The sequence below is a fragment of the Halomarina litorea genome, from assembly GCF_024227715.1.
Classification (GTDB): domain Archaea; phylum Halobacteriota; class Halobacteria; order Halobacteriales; family Haloarculaceae; genus Halomarina; species Halomarina litorea.
In genome coordinates, this window is sequence record NZ_CP100449.1 from 325,851 (window position 1) to 343,164 (window position 17,314).

Consider the following 17,314-nt stretch of genomic DNA (forward strand, 5'->3'; position numbering starts at 1 on the left):
TTTCGACCTGAAACCCCGCCGGGACGCCACGGAGGTGCCGGATGGTGAGCTACCCGGAGGGGGGAAACAAGCCGATCCTTACCCAACAGGCGAACCGGGAATCGAACGCTCGGACCTACCCTCGCCACCTTCCGCTTGCCATACGAGAGGCACAGGGCGTGACCGTGACGGACATGAACGGCGACGAGTACTACGACTGTCTCGCGGGGGCAGGGACGCTCGCTCTCGGCCACAACCATCCGCGTGTCGTCGCGGCAATCGAGCGAGTTCTCGCTGCCGACCGGCCGATGCACACGCTCGATATCTCCACGCCAGCGAAAGAGCAGTTCGTCGATTCGCTGTTCGGGAGTTTCCCCGACGCGTTCGGTGACCACGCGAAGGTCCAGTTCTGTAGCCCGGCGGGGACCGACGCCGTCGAGGCGGCACTCAAACTCGTCAAGACCGCGACCGACAACCGGAGCGTCCTCGGGTTTCGGGGGGCGTACCACGGGATGACGAACGGCGCGCTCTCGCTGATGGGTGAGACAGACGCCAAGGAGCCGGTGCCGGGCCTGATGAGCGACGTCCACCACCTCCCGTACCCGTACGACTACCGCTGCCCCTTCGGAATCGGTGGCGATGCCGGCCACCGGGCCGCCAGTTCGTACGTGGAGAACCTGCTCGACGACACCGGAAGCGGGATCACCGACCCTGCAGGCATGATCCTCGAACCCGTACAGGGCGAAGGTGGGGCGATACCGGCCCCCGACGAGTGGCTCCACGAGATGCGGCGGATCACGCGTGAGCGGGACATCCCCTTGATCCTCGACGAGATTCAGACCGGGCTCGGTCGTACCGGCGAACTGTACGCCTTCGAACACGCCGACATCGAACCGGACGTCGTCACCCTCTCGAAGGCTATCGGCGGTGGATTGCCGCTCGCCGTGGTCGTCTACCACGAGGACCTCGACGTCTGGGAGCCCGGCGCGCACGCGGGGACGTTCCGGGGGAACCAGCTCGCGATGGCCGCCGGCGAAGCCACTATCGACTACGTCCTCGAACACGACCTCGACGACCACGCCACAGCCGTCGGGCACCACCTCCGTGCCCGTCTCGAAGCAACGGCCGAGCGGTTCGACGTCGTTGGCGACGTCCGTGGCCGTGGATTGATGCTCGGCGTCGAGTTCGTCGACCCCGCGTCGGACTGGCGGGGGGCTGGTCCACACGCCCCGGGCGGTGACCTCGCCCAATCGGTGCAGGCCGAGTGCTTCGGCAGGGGACTCGTCGTCGAACTCGGTGGGCGCGACGGCGCGACCGCACGCTTCCTCCCACCGCTGATCGTCTCGGAGTCCCAGATCGACGATATCGCCGACATCTTCGACGAGGCCGTCTCCGCGGTGGTGAACACCGATGCGACGGCTTCGGAGGTGTCGCTATGAGCGCAGACGAACTGTTCGTCGGTTCCGAGCGAGGCGACACCGCCTACCGGCGGGCGATGCGCCGAGCGACCGAAGCTGTCATCGAGGAGTTCGCCGACCGGCAGACCCCCTACTCCGGCCACTCACCGGCGTCGCTCGCGTCCCGACTCGATGACCCAGTCGTCCCCGAGACCGGTGTGGGTATCGATGCGGCCATCGACGACGTGGCCGGGACAGTCCTCCCACACTCGGTCGGGACGGCAAATCCGCGATGCGCCGCTCACCTCCAGTGTCCGCCACTGGTCCCGGGACTCGCCGCGGAAGCGATGCTCACCGCCACGAACCAGTCGCTCGACTCCTTCGACCAGGCGCCGGCAGCGACGGTCCTCGAAGGGCGGGTCGTCGACGCGCTCTGTGACCTGTTCGGCCTCCCGGACGGCGCTGACGGGGTCTTCACCACGGGCGGCACCCAGTCGAACTTCCAGGCGCTGTTGCTCGCCCGCGACCGTCACTGCCACAGGGCGTTCGGTCGTGACGTTCGGGTCGATGGACTCCCCCCGGAAGCCGAGTCGCTCCGGGTCCTCTGTTCGGAGGAGGCCCACTTCACGGGGAAGCAAGCCGCCCATCACCTCGGTCTCGGCGAACGCGCCGTGGTGAGCGTCCCGACGGACGACGACCGCCGACTGGACCCTGCTGCCCTCGAGGCGACGCTCGCCGACCTCGACGCGAGGGACTGCGAGCCGTTCGCGCTCGTCGGGACGGCGGGGACCACCGACTTCGGGAGCGTCGACCCCCTGGGTGAACTCGCCGACTGCGCCGACGCTCACGACCTCTGGTTTCACGTCGACGCCGCCTACGGCGGTGCGCTCGCGCTCAGCGACGAGTACGGGGACCTGCTGTCCGGAATCGAACGGGCCGACTCGCTCGCCGTGGACTTCCACAAGCTGTTCTACCAGCCGATCAGTTGTGGCGCGTTCCTCCTTCGCGACGGCGGAGACTTCGAGTGGATGGCGCGCAACGCCGCCTACCTCAACCCCGAAGATCACGACGACGCAGGAGTGCCGAACCTCGTCGCGAAGTCCGTCCAGACGACCCGTCGGTTCGACGCGCTCAAGCCGTACGTCACGTTCCGAGCGCTCGGCCGGGAGCGGCTGGCGTCCCTGGTGGAGTCCACGCTCGAACTGGCCGACGACGCCGCGGGCTTGCTCGCCGACAGTGCCGACTTCGAACTGCTTCAGGACCCCACGCTGAACGCCGTCGTCTTCCGGTATCGGCCGGACGCGGACATGGCCGAAGGGACCGTGGACCGACTCAACGCCGCCGTCCGCGAGGAACTCCTCGGCGACGGCCGTGCGGTCGTCGCACGGACCGACGTGGACGGTGTGACGAGCCTGAAGTTCACGCTGTTGAACCCCACGGCGACGCTCGACGACGTAGCGGCGATGCTCGACGTCGTGCGTGAGTGTGGGCTGGCCGTGCGGACCGACTCGGGGGTCGTCGCATGAGTACCGACGCCGACGCCCGGGAGCGAGCGGGGTGCGGTGCCGACGTCGATCCGGCCGTCCGGGCCGACGAGGCGACCGTCCACGCGTTCCTCAACTGCTACCTGCGGGACGTGGCCGACTACGAGGTGCGACTCGACGCCGCCGCCGGCGTCGAGCCCGGCCCCGACGGCCTCCTCCGGACAACGCTCCCCGTACAGGGTGTCGAACTCCTGGCGCCACTGCGACACCGTTCGCCCACCGAGGGCCACCGATTCGAGACGCCAGTTCGCTACCGTCTGCCCGGCGGGGCGGTACAGTCGGCTGATGTGGCCACCCTCGCGTCGCTCGTCGTGAAGGACCTCGCTCTCTCACGTGGCGGTGAGGCGGTACCGGACACGCTCCTCGAACGCGTCCTCCGGAGCAAGGCTACCGTCGAGCAGTTCGTCGAGGCCCGTGCGGACGACGAGGAGCACCTCTACGCCGAACAGCTGTCGTTTCGCGAGGCCGAACAGGCGCTCGTCTTCGGTCACCACAGACACCCGACCCCCAAGAGCCGTCGAGGAATCGCGACACGCCACCGGGCGACCTACGCGCCCGAACTCCGGGGGTCGTTCCCGCTACACTACTTCCGAGCAACACCCGACCTCGTCTCACAGGACTCCGCGCTCGAGCGGAGCGCGGCGGCGTGGGTGAAAGCGGCGTTGCGCGAGGACCCGACGGTCGACGAGTCGTTCGTAGCTGACCACGTCGAGAGCGACGACGTCCTCCTGCCCGTCCACCCGTGGCAGGCGGACTACCTCCTCGATCAGGACCACGTGCAGGCACACCTCGGCGGCGGACTCGACTACCTCGGGGCCGTCGGACGGACGTTCTCCCCGACGACGTCGGTCCGCACACTCTACAGCGAGGACGCGCCGTTCATGGTGAAGTCGTCGTTGAACGTCACCATCACGAACTCCGTCCGGACGAACAAGCGACCGGAACTCGAACGCGGGGTCGCAGTCGCGGAACTGCTCGACACCGAGTTCGGCGACGAACTTGCCGAGGCGTTTCCATCGTTCGATGTCGTCCGCGACCCGGCGTATCTCGCGCTCGACGTCGGAACCGAGCGGGAATCCGGTCTGGAGACCGTCCTCCGTGCCAACCCCTTCCGTGGCGAAGATGCGACCAACGCGACACCAGTGGTGTCGCTCTGTCAGGACGCCATTCGAGGTCGCTCACGACTCGGTCGAATCGTTGTGTCCATCGCCGAACGAGAGGGACGGGATGCGGCGGCAGTCAGTGAGGACTGGTTCCGGCAGTACCTCGCAATCGGCATCCGACCGGTGTTGTGGCTCTACCTCGTCGGCGGCGTCGGCGTCGAAGCCCATCAGCAGAACTCGGTGCTCGTCCTCGACGACGGCTACCCGAGCGAGTTCTACTATCGCGACAACCAGGGGTTCTACCTCCCCGAATCGCAGTCCGAGCGCGTCGACGACTACCTGCCGGGCGTCGGAGAGCGTGCGGACACGGTCTGTGCGGACGCGCTCGCCGACGAACGGCTCCGCTACTACGTCGTCCTCAACAACGCGCTGGACGTGGTCAACGCGTTCGGATGCGCGGACCTCGCGGACGAACGCCGACTGCTCGACGTCCTCCGCGAGGAACTGGAGGCCATCCGCGAGGGGTACGACCGCCCCTCGTCGTCGCTGCTGGATACGCTCCTCACCGAGGAGACCGTCCCGTGCAAGAGCAACCTGCTGACCCGGTTTCGCGGACTCGACGAACTGGAGAACGACCTCGAGAACCAGTCCGTCTACACTGACGTCGAGAATCCAATTGTCACCGAGGTGGACCCATGACGGGACCTGACGCGACTATCGCACGCGAGTACGACTACCAGACGTTCGACCGGCGCATCGACCGCACGATATCGCTCCGCCAGGCGTCGATGGAACGCGACCTCGGTCGACTCCATCGGTGGCTCGGCAGCGATCACGTCGAACCCTACTGGCAACTCGACCTGCCACTGCCCGCGTTCAGGGCGGCTCTCCGCGACAAACTCGCGGACGACCACCTGACCCCCTACGTCGGCTGTCTCGACCACGTCCCGATGAGCTACTGGGAGTGCTACTGGGCGGCCGAAGACGACCTCGCGAACCACTACGACGCCGACCCGAACGACCAGGGCGTCCACCTGCTCATCGGACCCGAGGAGTACCTCGGGCACGGCTACGCGCGTCCCCTGTTGTGCGCCGTCGTCGCCATGCAGTTCCGTTCCCCCGGAACCGACCGGGTGGTCGCAGAGCCAGACACCCGGAACGAGCGGGCCATCCGCGTCTTCGAAGAGGGTGGCTTCGAGCCCCGTGAGGAGTTCCACTTCGAGGAGGCCGGGAAGGACGCCCTGTTGATGGTCTGTGAACGCGAGCGCTTCGAGTCGGCCGTCCTCGCCGATGGGGCTGCCGCGCCTTCGCTGGGGGTGAGCGACGATGACTGACGACCACGTGTACGACGTTGTCGGTATCGGCGTCGGTCCGTTCAACCTCGGGCTCGCGGCGATGCTCGACTCGGTCGAGGAGGACGTCGACGCCGCATTCCTCGAACGTGACGCCGAGTTCCAGTGGCACGAGGGGATGCTCCTCGACGGGACGACCCTCGAAGTCCCGTTCCTCGCGGACCTCGTGACGCTCGCGGACCCGACCAGCGAGTACAGCTACCTCAACTACCTGCGTGAGACGGGCCGGATCTACGAGTTCTACTTCTACGAGACGTTCCAGATCCCGCGCCGGGAGTACAACGACTACCTGCGGTGGGTCGTCGAGCGACTCGACACCTGCCAGTTCGGCCGTGAAGTGACCGACGTCCGCTGGGACAACCGGGGGGCACACTACGTCGTCACCGCGCGCGATCCCGGAACTGGTGAGGAGTTCGACTACCGCGCCGAGAACCTCGCGCTCGGAATCGGCTCCGTCCCGCACGTCCCCGAGGCGTTCCGAGGACATCCAGAAGACGACGTCTTTCACACGGCCCGGTACCGACACAACCGCGAGCGGGTGCTGGGGGCGGACAGGGTAACGGTCGTCGGGTCCGGGCAGAGTGCCGCCGAGGTGTTCCACGACCTGCTGAGCCGTCAGTCGGACTGCGAGTACCGTCTCGACTGGCTGACGCGCTCGGAGGGGTTCTTCCCGATGGAGTACTCGAAGCTCGGCCTCCAGCACTTCTCCCCCGAGTACGAGCAGTACGTCTACGACCTCCCACAACCCGTCAAGGACGACTGCATCCCGGACCAGGACCTGCTGTACAAGGGCGTCGACCCCGACACGAGCGCCGAGATATACGACCTGCTCTACCGCCGCTCCATCGGCGGCCGAGAGCCCGACGTCGGGCTCTTCGCGATGACGGAACTCCGGGATATCGAACCCGTCGGCGACGCGTACGCCCTCGACTGCCACCAGTGGCAAGCCGAGGAGTCGTTCGTTCACGAGAGCGATGTCGTCGTCCTCGGGACCGGATACGAACGCCCCATCCCGGGCTTCCTCGAACCGCTCGAGGACGCCATCGGGTGGGACGAGAGGGGTCGGTTCGGGGTGACGAGGGACCACCGCCTCGAGATCGCCCTCCCGGGGGACGTCTTCCTCCAGAACGCCGAACTGCACACCCACGGAGTCGGGGTTCCCGACCTGGGCCTCGGATGCTACCGGAACACACAGTTCGTCAATCGCCTCGTCGGCCGCAGCGCCTACCCGGAGGACGTCGACACCGTCTTTCAGGACTTCTCGGTCGAGCGATTCGTCGAACGCGCACCGAACGCTTCCCCACGCGACAGGAGCGAGACCACCGGTACGCCGACACAGGACGACTGACGATGGACCCGAACGACACCACGCGACGGGACGCACTGGACGCCGAACACTGGGAGACGGTCGAACGCCGTCTCCTGACGAAGGTGGTCGAGGAGTTCTCCTACGAGGAGATTCTCACCCCGCGGGAGGTCGCCGCAGGCGACGACCGCTCGGCCTATCGATTCGACCTCGGCGAGACCGGGTATCGCTTCGAGGCGACCGAGCGACTGATGGACAGCCTCCACGTCTACGGGGAAACCATCGAACGTCGGGCGGGCGGTGGGTGGGAGCCGTTGAGCGACCCGCTCCGGTTGCTGCGTGACCTCGGTGAGACGACGGACCTCGATGGACTCACCGAGGGGAACCTCGTCCGGGAGTACAAGCGGACGCTACTCGCCGACGCCCACATCGAGGCACGCAGGCAGGACCGGGACGGGTTCGACCCGACGACCCTCGGCTATGCCGCCCTCGAAGGTGAGATGAGCGGACATCCATGGATCACCTACAACAAGGGTCGACTCGGCTGGGGGTACGACGACTACAGGGCGTACGCCCCCGAACAGCGGGAGTCAGTGAGGCTCTCGTGGGCCGCAGTCAGCAAGGAGCGAGCTGAGTTCGCCAGCACCGATGACGTCACCCACGACTCGCTCGTTCGGTGCGAACTCGGCGAGCACTACGACGTGTTCCGCGACCGCCTCGCCGCGCAGGGACTCGATCCGGACGGGTACTACTTCCTCCCGGTCCACGACTGGCAGTGGGAGAACAGTATCGTCCCGCTGTTCCCCGGTGACATCGCCGCCGCCGACATCGTCCCGCTGGGCGAGGGCCCCGACGAGTACCTCCCGCAGCAGTCCGTCCGGACGTTCGTCAACGTCGACGACGCGGAGAAGCACCACGTGAAGGTCCCGATGCGCATCCTCAACACGCTCGTCTGGCGGGGTCTCCCCGGCGAGCGAACGGAACTCGCGCCGACCGTCACGGAGTACATCCGGGGCATCTACGAGGACGACGAGTTCCTCCAGCGCGAGGGACTGATCCTTCCCGGTGAAATCGCGGGCGTCAACTACGACCACGGGGACTTCACCGATATCGACGGCTCGCCCTATCAGTACCACGAGCTACTGGGCGCGGTCTGGCGCGAGTCCATCTACACGTTCCTCGACGACGACGAGCGGGCGGTTACACTCTCCGCGCTGATGCACGTCGACGGCGAGGGGGTGCCATACCTCTCACGGCTCGTCGAGCGGTCGAGACTCACGCTCGACGAGTGGCTGGCGGAGTTCTTCGACACCCTGTTGCCGCCGCTCTTGCACTTCCTCTATCGCTACGGGACGGTGTTCTCGCCGCACGGCCAGAACACCATCCTCGTCGTGGAGGACGGGATTCCGGTGCGACTCGCCGTGAAGGACTTCGTCGACGACGTGAACGTGAGCGACCGACCGCTCCCGGAACTCGAATCGCTCCCCGACGAGATGCACGACGTACTGCGGAAGGAGCCACCGGAAGGACTCTGTCAGTTCGTCTTCTGTGGGCTGTTCGTCTGCGTCCTTCGGTACGTCGCGGACGTCCTCGAAACCCACGAGGGGTACGCCGAAGAGCGCTTCTGGACACACGCCCGCGAGACGATTCTCGGCTACCAGAGCCGGTTCCCGGAACTCGAAGAGCGTTTCGAGCTGTTCGACCTGCTCAAGCCGGAGTTCACGAAACTCACCCTCAACCGGAACCGCATCTTCGACACCGGATACGACGATGCGCCCCACCGCCCACACGCGTCCGAACACGGCACCGTGACGAACGCCCTCCACGAGGTCGGAGGGCAGTCCGCCGACGTGACGAACACGTCGGGGACGGGAGACGACTGAGCGCGGACGAGCCGTAGCCGCTCTGTGTGTCCGGCGGTCTGCCGGATACGTCCCTCGCTACTCCTCGCGGTCGGTCCAGAAGTCGAAGCTCCGCCCCGGGGCGAACACGTCCAGTCCGACGGCCGGGGCCTCGCCAGCGTTCTCGACGCGGTGGGACTCCCACGCGTCCAGCCAGACGGAGTCGTACTGTTCGAGGACGACGGTGTCGTCCTCGGTGTGGACGGTCAGTTCGCCGGCGAGGCAGAGACAGACCTGCTCGTTCTCGTGGTCGTGCATCGGGGAGGTGTGCCCCGGCGGTTTCTCGAAGTACTCGAAGGTGAAGCGGTCGCTGCCCGCGAGCGACACGCGCCGCCAGCCCTCGTCGGGTTCGTAGGTCGCTGCCGCCTCGAAGTCGACGGGTTCCATGGCCGGTTCGCGCCGGGCGCTCGCATCAGTATTGTGGTCGGAACGGTCGGGAGGACGGGAGCGCGCCGCCCGTCTCACGCCCCGGCGGGTTCCCGTGGTGCGGTCAACTGCGCCGTCAGGTCCAGCGTCGACACGATGCCGACGACCACCCGTCCCTCGACGACGGGAACGTGGTGGGCGAGGTGGTCGACCATCGTCGCCGCGACGTCCTCGACGGGCGTGTCGCGCGTCGTCGTCAGCACGTCCGTCTGCATGAACTCCGCGACGGTCGCGTCCGGCGACAGGGTCCCGTCCCCGACGCGCGAACGACGTTTGTCGCCGTGAGGAGCCCCGCGATGTGGCCCCGGCCATCGAGGACGACCACCGCGCCGAGGTCCTCTCCGACGAGTTTCGCCGCGGCGCCGCGGACCGGGGTGTCCGGAACGACGGTCTTCGCGGGGGACCCGGCGTCCACGTCCACCTTCACCGACGCGGTCGTACTCGTCAGTCGCGGATTCGACCAGCTACCGTCGCCACCACTGTGGGTGGCAACTCGTCGAAGTGCCCAACGAATCAAAAACCGTGAAAACGACAGAGATATCCATTCACAGCACCAACTGGGAGGGATTAACGCCCATGTCCGCCATCACGACCACCGGTCTGACGAAGTACTACGGCGATGTCCGTGGCGTCGAGGACCTCTCCTTCGAGGTGCGGGAGGGGGAGGTGTTCGGTTTCCTGGGGCCGAACGGGGCCGGGAAGACGACGACCATCCGGACGCTGATGGGCTTCCTGTCGCCCACCGAGGGGACGGCGACGGTCCTCGGGGCGGACATCACCGACGCGGCCGCACTTCGGGAGGCACGCGCGCGCGTCGGCTACCTGCCGAGCGAACCGGCGTTCGACGAGACCGTCACCGGCCGACGACTCGTGGAGTACCACGGGTCCCTGCGCGGTGACGTGCGAAGCGACGAACTCCTCGACCTGTTCGACCCGCCGCTGGACCGGAAGGTCGGCGAGTACTCGCGGGGGAACAAGCAGATGCTCGCCATCGTGCTGGCGTTCATGCACGACCCGGACCTCGTCGTCATGGACGAACCCACCTCGGGGCTGGACCCCCTCAAGCAGGAGCGGTTCCTCGAGTTCGTCCGCGCCGAACAGGACCGGGGGAAGACGTTCTTCTTCTCCTCGCACATCCTGAGCGAGGTTCGCAAGGTCTGCGACCGGGTCGGCATCGTTCGGGACGGCAGACTCGTCGAACTGGAGGACGTCGACTCGCTGCTCGACCGGACCGGGAAGACGGTCCGGGCGCGCGTCGGCGGGCCGGTGGCCGCCGCCGACTTCGCCATCGAGGGCGCTCACGACGTCACGGTCGGCGGCGAGTCGTCGACCCCGGTCGCCGCAGAGTCAGATGGGGGGGAGGACGCCGTCACCGTCTCGTTCACCTACACCGGGCCGTACGAACCGCTGCTCACCCACCTGCTGGAGTACGACCTCTACGACCTCACCATCGAGGAGGCGCCCCTCGAAGATGTCTTCATGCGCTTCTACGGCGAGGGTGACGCCGAGGCGGTCGTCGAACGCATCGAATCCCAGCGCGTGCGGGAGACAGAGGCGGCCGATGTTTGAGACGGCCCGCTACGAGTCCGAGCGGCGGCTTCCCGGGGCGGCCGTCGTCGCCCTCGGCCTGTCCGCGCTCGCGGCGATGATGGTCATCATCGCGCCCGGACTGCTCGACCAGTTCGACGTGGAGGAACTCGGCGCCGCGTTCCCGCCGGAACTCGTCGAGGCGATGCAGTTGGAGGTCATCGGGACCATCGAGGGGTTCCTCGCGCTCGAACTGTACTGGTTCGGCTGGCTCCTCGTGTTCGGCGTCTACGTCGCCTACAGCGCCGCCGGGAGCATCGCGGGCGACATCGACGACGGGACGATGGACACGCTGCTCGCCGCCCCCGTCTCGCGGTGGGGCGTCCTCGGCGAGACGTTCCTCTCGCTGCTCACGCCCATCCTCGTCGTCAACGTCGTCGTCCTCGTCGTCGTGTACGTGGGCACCCAGTTCGTCGGCGAACCCGTCGCCGCGGCTGACCTCGTGGCTGTCCACGCCCTCTCGGTCCCGTACCTCCTGTTCTGGGGTGCGTTCGGGACCCTCGCGTCGGTCGTCGCCCCGCGGCGCGTCGTCGCGGAGGGCGTCGCCGCGGGGGCCCTCGTCGCCACGTTCCTCGTCGAGACGGTGGCGGACGGGACGGACCTCGACTGGCTCGGGACGCTCTCGCCGACGCGCTACTACGACCCCGTCGCCATCCTGACCGCGAGCGAGTACGACCTCGTGGGCGCGGGCGTCCTGCTCGCGGGCGCCGCCGCCCTGCTCCTCGCGGGCGGCGCGCTGTTCGCACGGAGGGACGTCTGATGGGCACCGAGACCGGGACGCGACCCGCAGTCGGTCGCCGGACCGGCGGACTGCTCGACGTCGCCCGGTTCGAGGGCGAGCGACGGCTCTGGACGACCGCCGTCCTCGCCGCCGTCTTCGTGCTGTTCGGCGGGATGTTCGTCGCGCTCGCGCCCACCCTCGTCTCGACGAACGCGTACGATGACATCATCGCCTCGATGCCGCCCGCGCTCAACGCACTGCTGGGCTTCGAGAACTTCTCGTCCGTCGAGGGCATCCTCTCCGGCGAGTTCTACACCTTCACGTGGGTCGTCGGACTGGGCGCGTACCTCGCCTACAGCGCCGCCGGGAGCGTCGCCGGCGACCTGAAACACGACCGGATGGACACCCTGCTCGCCGCGCCCGTCTCCCGGACGGACGTCCTCCTCGGGAAGTACCTCGCGCTGTTCGTGCCCGTTCTCGCGCTGAACGTCCTCGTCCCCCTCGCGCTGTACGCGGGGACCGTCCTCATCGACGACCCCGTCTCGCCGACGGCCCTCGCGGCGCTCCACGCCCTCTCGGTCCCGTACCTCCTGTGCTGGGGGGCCGTGGGCCTCCTGCTGGGCGTCGTCGTCCGCGGGGGTCGGACGGCGGGCCGGGTCGCGCTGGGGGTCGTCCTCGCGGCGTGGCTCGTCGAGGCGTTCGTCGTCGGCACCGACGCCGAGTGGCTGGGCGCGCTCTCGCCGATGCGCTACTTCGAGCCGTCAGCGGTGCTCGTCGACGGGACGTACGACGCCGCGGGGGCGGCGCTCCTGCTGGCCGTCGCCATCGTCTGTGTCGCACTCGCCCGGGCGCGCTTCGTGGGGGCGGACCTGTGACTCCCGAGCCGTCTCGCGACCCGGCACGCTCGTCGGTCCACGGACGTGGGGGTCGGTAGATGCGGAGTTTCAGCGACAGCGAACGGACGCGCATTCGCCGGCAGATGCGGGAGACGGGCCGCGAACTGTTCGCCCGGTACGGCCTCCGGAAGACCACCATCGCCGAACTCACCGAGCCGGCGGGCATCGCCACCAGCACGTTCTACCAGTTTTACGACTCGAAGGAGGAGCTGTACCTCGAACTACTGGAGGAGGAAGGCGAGGAGATCGCGGGCCGGCTCGTCGGGAACTCCTTCGAGCGCTACGACGACCCCGAGCGAGCCATCGAGGCGTTCCTGCTCGGCGTGATGGACGAGATAGAGACGAACCCGCTGGTCCACCAGCTCGTGGTGAGCGACGACCTCGACGCCCTCCGGGCGGAGTTCTCCGACGAGGAACTCGCCGCCGAACAGGACCGCGACGTCGCATACTTCCTGCCGTACGTGACGGCGTGGCACGAGGCGGGACGGGTGGCCGGCCCCTCGCCGGAGGTGGTCGCCCACGCCATCCGGTCGGTGGCGCTGTTGACCCTCCACGAGGAGGACATCCCGCTGTACGACGACGTGAAGGAGGCGCTCGTCACCGCCGTCGCGCGGGGGTTGACCGTCCGGAGCGAGGACCGCCGATGAGCACCGCCCGGTTCGACCTCCCCCTCTCGGAACACCACCAACGGCTGGCGAGTCGGGCGATGCAGGTGGGCATCGCGCTGATGCTCGCCCTCGGCGTGGTCACGCTGAACCTGAGCGTCGTCGTCAACGGGGGTCTCGCGCTCGCGGCGACGGCGCTGCCCGCCGTGTTGCGCCGGGATTACCGCCTGCCGCTGAACGCCGGCCTGACGCTGTGGATCACGAGCGCGCTGTTCCTCCACACCGTCGGGATGTTCGGGTTCTACGACGACCTCTGGTGGTGGGACCACATGACCCACACCCTCTCGGCGACCATCATCGCCGCGACGGGCTACGTCGCCGCCCGCGCGGTCGACGTCCACTCCGAGGACATCCACCTCCCGCGAGGGTTCCTGTTCGTCTACATCGTGCTGTTCACGCTCGCGCTCGGCGTGCTCTGGGAGGTCATGGAGTTCGCCGTCCGCGTCGGGGCGGACGTGCTCGGCCTCGACCCGGTGCTCATCCAGTACGGCCTCTCGGACTCGCTGCTCGACCTCGTCTTCGACACCGTCGGAGCCGTCGTCGTCGGCCTGTTCGGCGCGGGCGTCTTCGGCGGTCTCACGGCCGCGCTCGCCCGACGCCTCGACGCCGCGCGCGGCCGACAGCGCGACTCCCCGCGGTCGTCGCGAACAGGGACAGACGAGGCGTCGTCGCACGTCCCCCTCGACGCCGCGCTCAGCCGCGACCGGTCGAACGCCCGACGCTCTTGGCTGGTGACCGCCGCGCTCGGCGCCGTGGTCGCCGCCACCCTCGTCCGCGGGGACCTCCTCTGGGCGGGGTTCGCGACGGCGGCCACCTGTTTCGTGCTCGTTCCGGCGGCGGTCTACCGCACTCCGCGGGTGATGCCGCCGTGGCGACTGCTCGTGCTCCTCCTCGTGCCGGTGGTCGCGCGAGCGGTCGCCCCCGAGGGGGTCGTCGGGAGCCTCGGGACGTACCTCGCCGTCGCGGCGGTCGCGCTCCTCGTCGCCGTCGAGATTCACCGGTTCACGACCGTCGAGATGACGCCGTGGTTCGCCGTCGTGACCGTCGTCGTGACGACGATGGCCGCGGCGGGCGTCTGGGCGGTCGTCCGCTGGCTCGCCGACCTCTTCCTCGGGACGCAGTTCCTTCTCGTCCCGGGCCTGACCGAGGCGCAGATCGAAGACGACGTCATGTGGGACTTCGTCTACTCGACGGTCGCCGGCGTCGCGGCCGGCGTCGTCTTCGAGTACGGCTTCCGGCGCGGCGAGGGCGGGGAGGCGGGGCTGACCGAGTGACTGCTCCGGCTCCCCGAGTCGGACCTCAGAGCACGCGGAACACGCGGACCGTGTCGCGCTCGCTCGGTTCGCACAGCAACTGCGCGAGGCCGCGTTCCGAGAAGACCCCTTTCCAGTTGCGGTGGAACAGCGGGAAGTCGTCGTTGACGTAGCTCACCTCGTGGTCGCCCCGGCCTCGTTGCGGGCTGTTTCCCTCGTTCTCCCCGGTGACGAGGAGGTCCGCTGCGACGCGCACCAGTTCGTTGAACACCCACTCGTCGTCGGGGTGGACGTGCTGGAGCGTCTCGACGGAGTAGACCACGTCGAAGGCGTCGTCGGGGAACTCCGGGACGAGGTCCTCGATGGCGCCGGTGTGGAACGTCCCCGTCTCGGCGAGGCGCGGGTACCGGTCGGCCATCACGTCGAAGGATTCGTCGTTGATGTCGATGCCGGTGAGGTTCTCGTAGCCCGCTTCGAGGAGGTGGGCGAGGTGGCGGCCCGAACTACAGCCTACTTCCAGAATCGCGGCGTCCTCGTGGGCGTAGTAGTCGAGGACCGTCGCGAGCGTCCGACTCACCTCGTTGGGGCCGATGCGGGCGTAGTAGGCCGGCGAGAACTCCTCGGAGCGCTCGGCCCACCCGCGCCGGTTGTCGTCGGGGTCCATATCGGAGGTGCGTCGTCGAGTGGGTTAAGCGCAGTCGTCCGTGGCGAGGTCCCTCCCGTCGCTCGTCGGCCGCACGTCGGAGTCGGGAGTCGGTCGACATCGGTCGCACACAGAGGAGATTAGGCGAGTATAATTTTCTATTTAGATGTGAACTATTACGCTATTCGGTCATTTTATATCGACCAACCATGGACGACTCGAGCGCCCCTCGAACGCACCATCCACTCACGCGGCGACGCGCCATCGCCGCGTGAGCGGGAGCACTCACCACCGGACTCGCCGGGTGTACGGGTGGTGGCGACACCGGAGACGGCGGCACCACAGAAGGCAGTACCCCCTCGTCGGGGTCGGGCGGCGACAGGGCGGACGACGACTCCATCGTCGCCGACGACGACAGCCACGCGGAGACCGGAGTCCGTCGCGGGCGCCGGCACTTTACGCTCGCGGCCCGTAGTCGGCGACGATGACTGGACACTACCGACGACCCGCGCGGGTGACGGGCCGATGAGCCCCGACATCCCCGACCCCGACGACCTGACCGGACGGGACGTCCTCCGCGACCGCCTCTCGCACGTCGAAGTGGGTGACGAGGTCACCCTCCACCTCGATGACGGCCGTGACCTCGACGGCGAGGTCAGCGAGATCGAGGAGACCCCCGCACACGACGACAGCCCACCGGAACGGGAACTCGTCCTCGAACTGGACGGCGAGGGCTACCGGCTCACGTTCGACCCACGAGCGAGCCACAGCGGCTCGATCGAACTCTATCGACTCGGCGAGGAGACGTTCGACGACCCCGAGGGCGTCATCGAGGAAGTGACGATTCGGGACGACGGGGACGACTGACGTCGCCACCTCTCGTCCGCCGGACCGCACGGTTCCACGGTGGAGTAGCTACCCGCGCTGCCGGAGACGGGGTCTCCTCAACGGGGGAGCGAGGGACTGTCGCCCATACTGTCTATTACACATATAGCAAAAGCTCCACGCACGCTGAAATACGCACTACGACATATATTTTGCGCACGGGAGGTGGGTCGGCATTTAGCGCCCGTCCGTCCGCTCCCACGGTGTTCCGCAATGGAGAATCACACACGTCGAAGTCAGCGCGGCAACCGATAATCGTTTTCGGACATGGCCTCGTATATTACAGACATATGATTGTAACGAAGCGGCAGGGGAGATCCGGCTCGGTCGGCCCTCGCGGGACGTTCGAACGGCCGTGGAAGGGGAGCGCGTTCGAAGCTCCCGGAAACACGCTCCGCCGACCCGCCTCCTTCAACACTGGGTGCCCACCGTCGAGAAACGCACGGCGAATTCCGCCACACGGAACGCACTCGACTGCAGCGAGGTGGTGTCGTGAGCGTCATCGAAGGCGTATCCCCGGACCAGTTATCACGGATTCGAAGCTCGATATGTCGTCTCCCGTCTCGAATCACGGAACGAGTGGTCGCACTCGGGGACTCCTCCCGTAGACTTATCGTCGAACTCGTTCGATGGCGACTGTGAAAGAGTACCAAGCCCAGCTCTCGACGTACGACGCCACGTCGGTCACCGTTCGCGGCCACGACCTGACGGAGGACCTGATGGGCGAGTCGGACTTCGGGAGTACGACCTACCTCGTGCTATCGGGTACCCCCGCCGAGAACGGCGAGGGACGCCTCGTGAACGCCATGCTGGCCTCGCTGATGGTCCACGGCGTGACCCCGCATGCGCTCGCGGCGCGCTTGACGTACTTCGCCGAACCCGACTCCATCCAGGGCGCCGTCGCCAGCGGTCTCCTCGGTGTCGGGACGCGCTACGTGGGGGCGATGCAGGAGTGCTCCGAGGTGCTTCAGGCGGCCGCGCGGCGCGGCGCTCGGTCGGTTCGCCCATCCCCACTCGTGTCCCGGCTGGCAGGACATCCTCGACTACTCCGTCGTCGACTCGACGGGGTCCGTCCCGGAAGAGCGCCTCGAGGAACTGAAGTGGCAACACCGCGGCTCCCAGCGGGCGGCGACGAACGACCTCCAGGCCTGGGCGGACCACGACGTCACCGACGAACTCGGCGAGGCGAAGTGTCCCGTCTTGCTGGTTCGCGGGGTGGAGGACTTCTTCGTTCAGGACGACGTGTTCCGGACGACCGTCGACGAACTGCCGGAGGTGACGGCCGAAGTTCTCGACGGCGTGGGGCACTACCCGATGATGGAAGCGCCGGAGCAGACTGCGGCGGCCATCACGTCGTTCCTGAAATCGGTGGGGTGAGTAGCCGGGGGTCTGCGGGGAGCGGTGGATACACCGAGAGTGACGTACCCGGACGCGACCGACGTCCGGGCCGCACCCGAGGGTCTTCGGGCGGCAGGTAGGGGCTCAGACGCTGGAACGCCGACGGCACCGTTCCGGACGTCTCGCGGTGAGTCGGTGCCGGGCCGCTCCGGTTCGCCCGCGCGTCGTCGAACGGGGGAGGCGGACCCCCGACCGGTCGGGAAGGGTATCACATCAGCGGACGGTTGTGCCCTCGTCCCGGGGGTCCATCGGCGTAAG

General features: G+C 67.8%; 17 protein-coding genes. 13 read left to right on the forward strand and 4 right to left on the reverse strand.

The genetic code is table 11. From position 1 onward, the window contains the following. Nucleotides 1-41: 41 nt before the first annotated feature. Genes NKG96_RS18745 through NKG96_RS18770 form a run of 6 tightly spaced genes read left to right on the forward strand, consistent with a single transcriptional unit; the run spans nt 42 to nt 8,564 of the window. Nucleotides 42-1,418 carry a diaminobutyrate--2-oxoglutarate transaminase gene (locus NKG96_RS18745; RefSeq protein ID WP_438267429.1) on the forward strand — a complete coding sequence of 459 codons (1,377 nt, stop codon included), beginning with the start codon at nt 42-44 and terminating at the stop codon, nt 1,416-1,418. Continuing rightward, nucleotides 1,415-2,902, forward strand: a complete 1,488-nt coding sequence (locus tag NKG96_RS18750; protein ID WP_254538308.1) for a pyridoxal phosphate-dependent decarboxylase family protein — start codon at nt 1,415-1,417, stop codon at nt 2,900-2,902. The genes NKG96_RS18745 and NKG96_RS18750 overlap by 4 nt, the downstream gene beginning before the upstream one ends. Beyond that, a complete protein-coding gene (locus NKG96_RS18755; protein WP_254538309.1) occupies nt 2,899-4,722 on the forward strand; it encodes an IucA/IucC family protein in 1,824 nt (607 codons plus the stop codon). Before NKG96_RS18750 ends, NKG96_RS18755 begins: the two co-directional genes overlap by 4 nt. Next, nucleotides 4,719-5,357, forward strand: coding sequence for a GNAT family N-acetyltransferase (locus NKG96_RS18760; protein ID WP_254538310.1), 639 nt, complete (start codon nt 4,719-4,721; stop codon nt 5,355-5,357). The genes NKG96_RS18755 and NKG96_RS18760 overlap by 4 nt, the downstream gene beginning before the upstream one ends. Continuing rightward, nucleotides 5,350-6,723: a lysine N(6)-hydroxylase/L-ornithine N(5)-oxygenase family protein gene (locus tag NKG96_RS18765; protein ID WP_254538311.1), complete on the forward strand. Its 1,374-nt coding sequence runs from the start codon at nt 5,350-5,352 to the stop codon at nt 6,721-6,723. Before NKG96_RS18760 ends, NKG96_RS18765 begins: the two co-directional genes overlap by 8 nt. A gap of 2 nt (nt 6,724-6,725) precedes the next feature. Beyond that, complete coding sequence (locus tag NKG96_RS18770) at nt 6,726-8,564, forward strand: IucA/IucC family protein (protein ID WP_254538312.1); 1,839 nt, start codon at nt 6,726-6,728, stop codon at nt 8,562-8,564. A gap of 57 nt (nt 8,565-8,621) precedes the next feature. Here the strand turns inward: NKG96_RS18770 and NKG96_RS18775 are convergent, their stop codons facing one another. From NKG96_RS18775 to NKG96_RS21110, 3 genes are all read right to left on the reverse strand, one after another. Further along, entirely contained in the window at nt 8,622-8,969 is a 348-nt protein-coding gene (locus tag NKG96_RS18775; RefSeq protein WP_254538313.1) for a cupin domain-containing protein, read from the reverse strand. A 74-nt stretch (nt 8,970-9,043) separates the two neighbouring features. Next, a complete protein-coding gene (locus NKG96_RS18780; protein ID WP_254538314.1) occupies nt 9,044-9,223 on the reverse strand; it encodes a CBS domain-containing protein in 180 nt (59 codons plus the stop codon). Further along, entirely contained in the window at nt 9,205-9,435 is a 231-nt protein-coding gene (locus NKG96_RS21110; RefSeq protein ID WP_368409328.1) for a CBS domain-containing protein, read from the reverse strand. The genes NKG96_RS18780 and NKG96_RS21110 overlap by 19 nt, the downstream gene beginning before the upstream one ends. Before the next feature lie 149 nt (nt 9,436-9,584). On the opposite strand from NKG96_RS21110, the gene NKG96_RS18785 reads away from it, so the two are divergent. Genes NKG96_RS18785 through NKG96_RS18805 form a run of 5 tightly spaced genes read left to right on the forward strand, consistent with a single transcriptional unit; the run spans nt 9,585 to nt 14,151 of the window. Continuing rightward, nucleotides 9,585-10,577 carry an ABC transporter ATP-binding protein gene (locus NKG96_RS18785; RefSeq protein WP_254538315.1) on the forward strand — a complete coding sequence of 331 codons (993 nt, stop codon included), beginning with the start codon at nt 9,585-9,587 and terminating at the stop codon, nt 10,575-10,577. Next, nucleotides 10,570-11,355, forward strand: a complete 786-nt coding sequence (locus NKG96_RS18790; protein ID WP_254538316.1) for an ABC transporter permease subunit — start codon at nt 10,570-10,572, stop codon at nt 11,353-11,355. The genes NKG96_RS18785 and NKG96_RS18790 overlap by 8 nt, the downstream gene beginning before the upstream one ends. After that, a complete protein-coding gene (locus NKG96_RS18795; protein WP_254538317.1) occupies nt 11,355-12,191 on the forward strand; it encodes an ABC transporter permease in 837 nt (278 codons plus the stop codon). Before NKG96_RS18790 ends, NKG96_RS18795 begins: the two co-directional genes overlap by 1 nt. A gap of 59 nt (nt 12,192-12,250) precedes the next feature. Further along, entirely contained in the window at nt 12,251-12,859 is a 609-nt protein-coding gene (locus NKG96_RS18800) for a TetR/AcrR family transcriptional regulator (RefSeq protein ID WP_254538318.1), read from the forward strand. After that, nucleotides 12,856-14,151, forward strand: coding sequence for a DUF2238 domain-containing protein (locus tag NKG96_RS18805; RefSeq protein ID WP_254538319.1), 1,296 nt, complete (start codon nt 12,856-12,858; stop codon nt 14,149-14,151). Before NKG96_RS18800 ends, NKG96_RS18805 begins: the two co-directional genes overlap by 4 nt. A gap of 25 nt (nt 14,152-14,176) precedes the next feature. Here the strand turns inward: NKG96_RS18805 and NKG96_RS18810 are convergent, their stop codons facing one another. Further along, nucleotides 14,177-14,794: a class I SAM-dependent methyltransferase gene (locus tag NKG96_RS18810; protein ID WP_254538320.1), complete on the reverse strand. Its 618-nt coding sequence runs from the start codon at nt 14,792-14,794 to the stop codon at nt 14,177-14,179. Between the two features lie 504 nt (nt 14,795-15,298). On the opposite strand from NKG96_RS18810, the gene NKG96_RS18815 reads away from it, so the two are divergent. Then, on the forward strand, nt 15,299-15,640 hold the full coding sequence (locus tag NKG96_RS18815; RefSeq protein ID WP_254538321.1) for a hypothetical protein: 342 nt from the start codon (nt 15,299-15,301) through the stop codon (nt 15,638-15,640). A 936-nt stretch (nt 15,641-16,576) separates the two neighbouring features. Beyond that, complete coding sequence (locus tag NKG96_RS18820; protein WP_254538322.1) at nt 16,577-17,035, forward strand: alpha/beta fold hydrolase; 459 nt, start codon at nt 16,577-16,579, stop codon at nt 17,033-17,035. Nucleotides 17,036-17,314 lie beyond the last annotated feature (279 nt).

What these genes read in the sequence shown, in the direction of transcription:
- NKG96_RS18775 (WP_254538313.1), bottom strand. Translation starts at nt 8,969, where the DNA reads ATGGAACCCGTCGACTTCGAGGCGGCAGCGACCTACGAACCCGACGAG.
- NKG96_RS18815 (WP_254538321.1), top strand. Translation starts at nt 15,299, where the DNA reads ATGAGCCCCGACATCCCCGACCCCGACGACCTGACCGGACGGGACGTC.
- NKG96_RS18810 (WP_254538320.1), bottom strand. Translation starts at nt 14,794, where the DNA reads ATGGACCCCGACGACAACCGGCGCGGGTGGGCCGAGCGCTCCGAGGAG.
- NKG96_RS18800 (WP_254538318.1), top strand. Translation starts at nt 12,251, where the DNA reads ATGCGGAGTTTCAGCGACAGCGAACGGACGCGCATTCGCCGGCAGATG.
- NKG96_RS18755 (WP_254538309.1), top strand. Translation starts at nt 2,899, where the DNA reads ATGAGTACCGACGCCGACGCCCGGGAGCGAGCGGGGTGCGGTGCCGAC.
- NKG96_RS18760 (WP_254538310.1), top strand. Translation starts at nt 4,719, where the DNA reads ATGACGGGACCTGACGCGACTATCGCACGCGAGTACGACTACCAGACG.
- NKG96_RS18805 (WP_254538319.1), top strand. Translation starts at nt 12,856, where the DNA reads ATGAGCACCGCCCGGTTCGACCTCCCCCTCTCGGAACACCACCAACGG.
- NKG96_RS18770 (WP_254538312.1), top strand. Translation starts at nt 6,726, where the DNA reads ATGGACCCGAACGACACCACGCGACGGGACGCACTGGACGCCGAACAC.
- NKG96_RS18750 (WP_254538308.1), top strand. Translation starts at nt 1,415, where the DNA reads ATGAGCGCAGACGAACTGTTCGTCGGTTCCGAGCGAGGCGACACCGCC.
- NKG96_RS18765 (WP_254538311.1), top strand. Translation starts at nt 5,350, where the DNA reads ATGACTGACGACCACGTGTACGACGTTGTCGGTATCGGCGTCGGTCCG.
- NKG96_RS18745 (WP_438267429.1), top strand. Translation starts at nt 42, where the DNA reads ATGGTGAGCTACCCGGAGGGGGGAAACAAGCCGATCCTTACCCAACAG.
- NKG96_RS18795 (WP_254538317.1), top strand. Translation starts at nt 11,355, where the DNA reads ATGGGCACCGAGACCGGGACGCGACCCGCAGTCGGTCGCCGGACCGGC.
- NKG96_RS18790 (WP_254538316.1), top strand. Translation starts at nt 10,570, where the DNA reads ATGTTTGAGACGGCCCGCTACGAGTCCGAGCGGCGGCTTCCCGGGGCG.
- NKG96_RS18785 (WP_254538315.1), top strand. Translation starts at nt 9,585, where the DNA reads ATGTCCGCCATCACGACCACCGGTCTGACGAAGTACTACGGCGATGTC.
- NKG96_RS18780 (WP_254538314.1), bottom strand. Translation starts at nt 9,223, where the DNA reads ATGCAGACGGACGTGCTGACGACGACGCGCGACACGCCCGTCGAGGAC.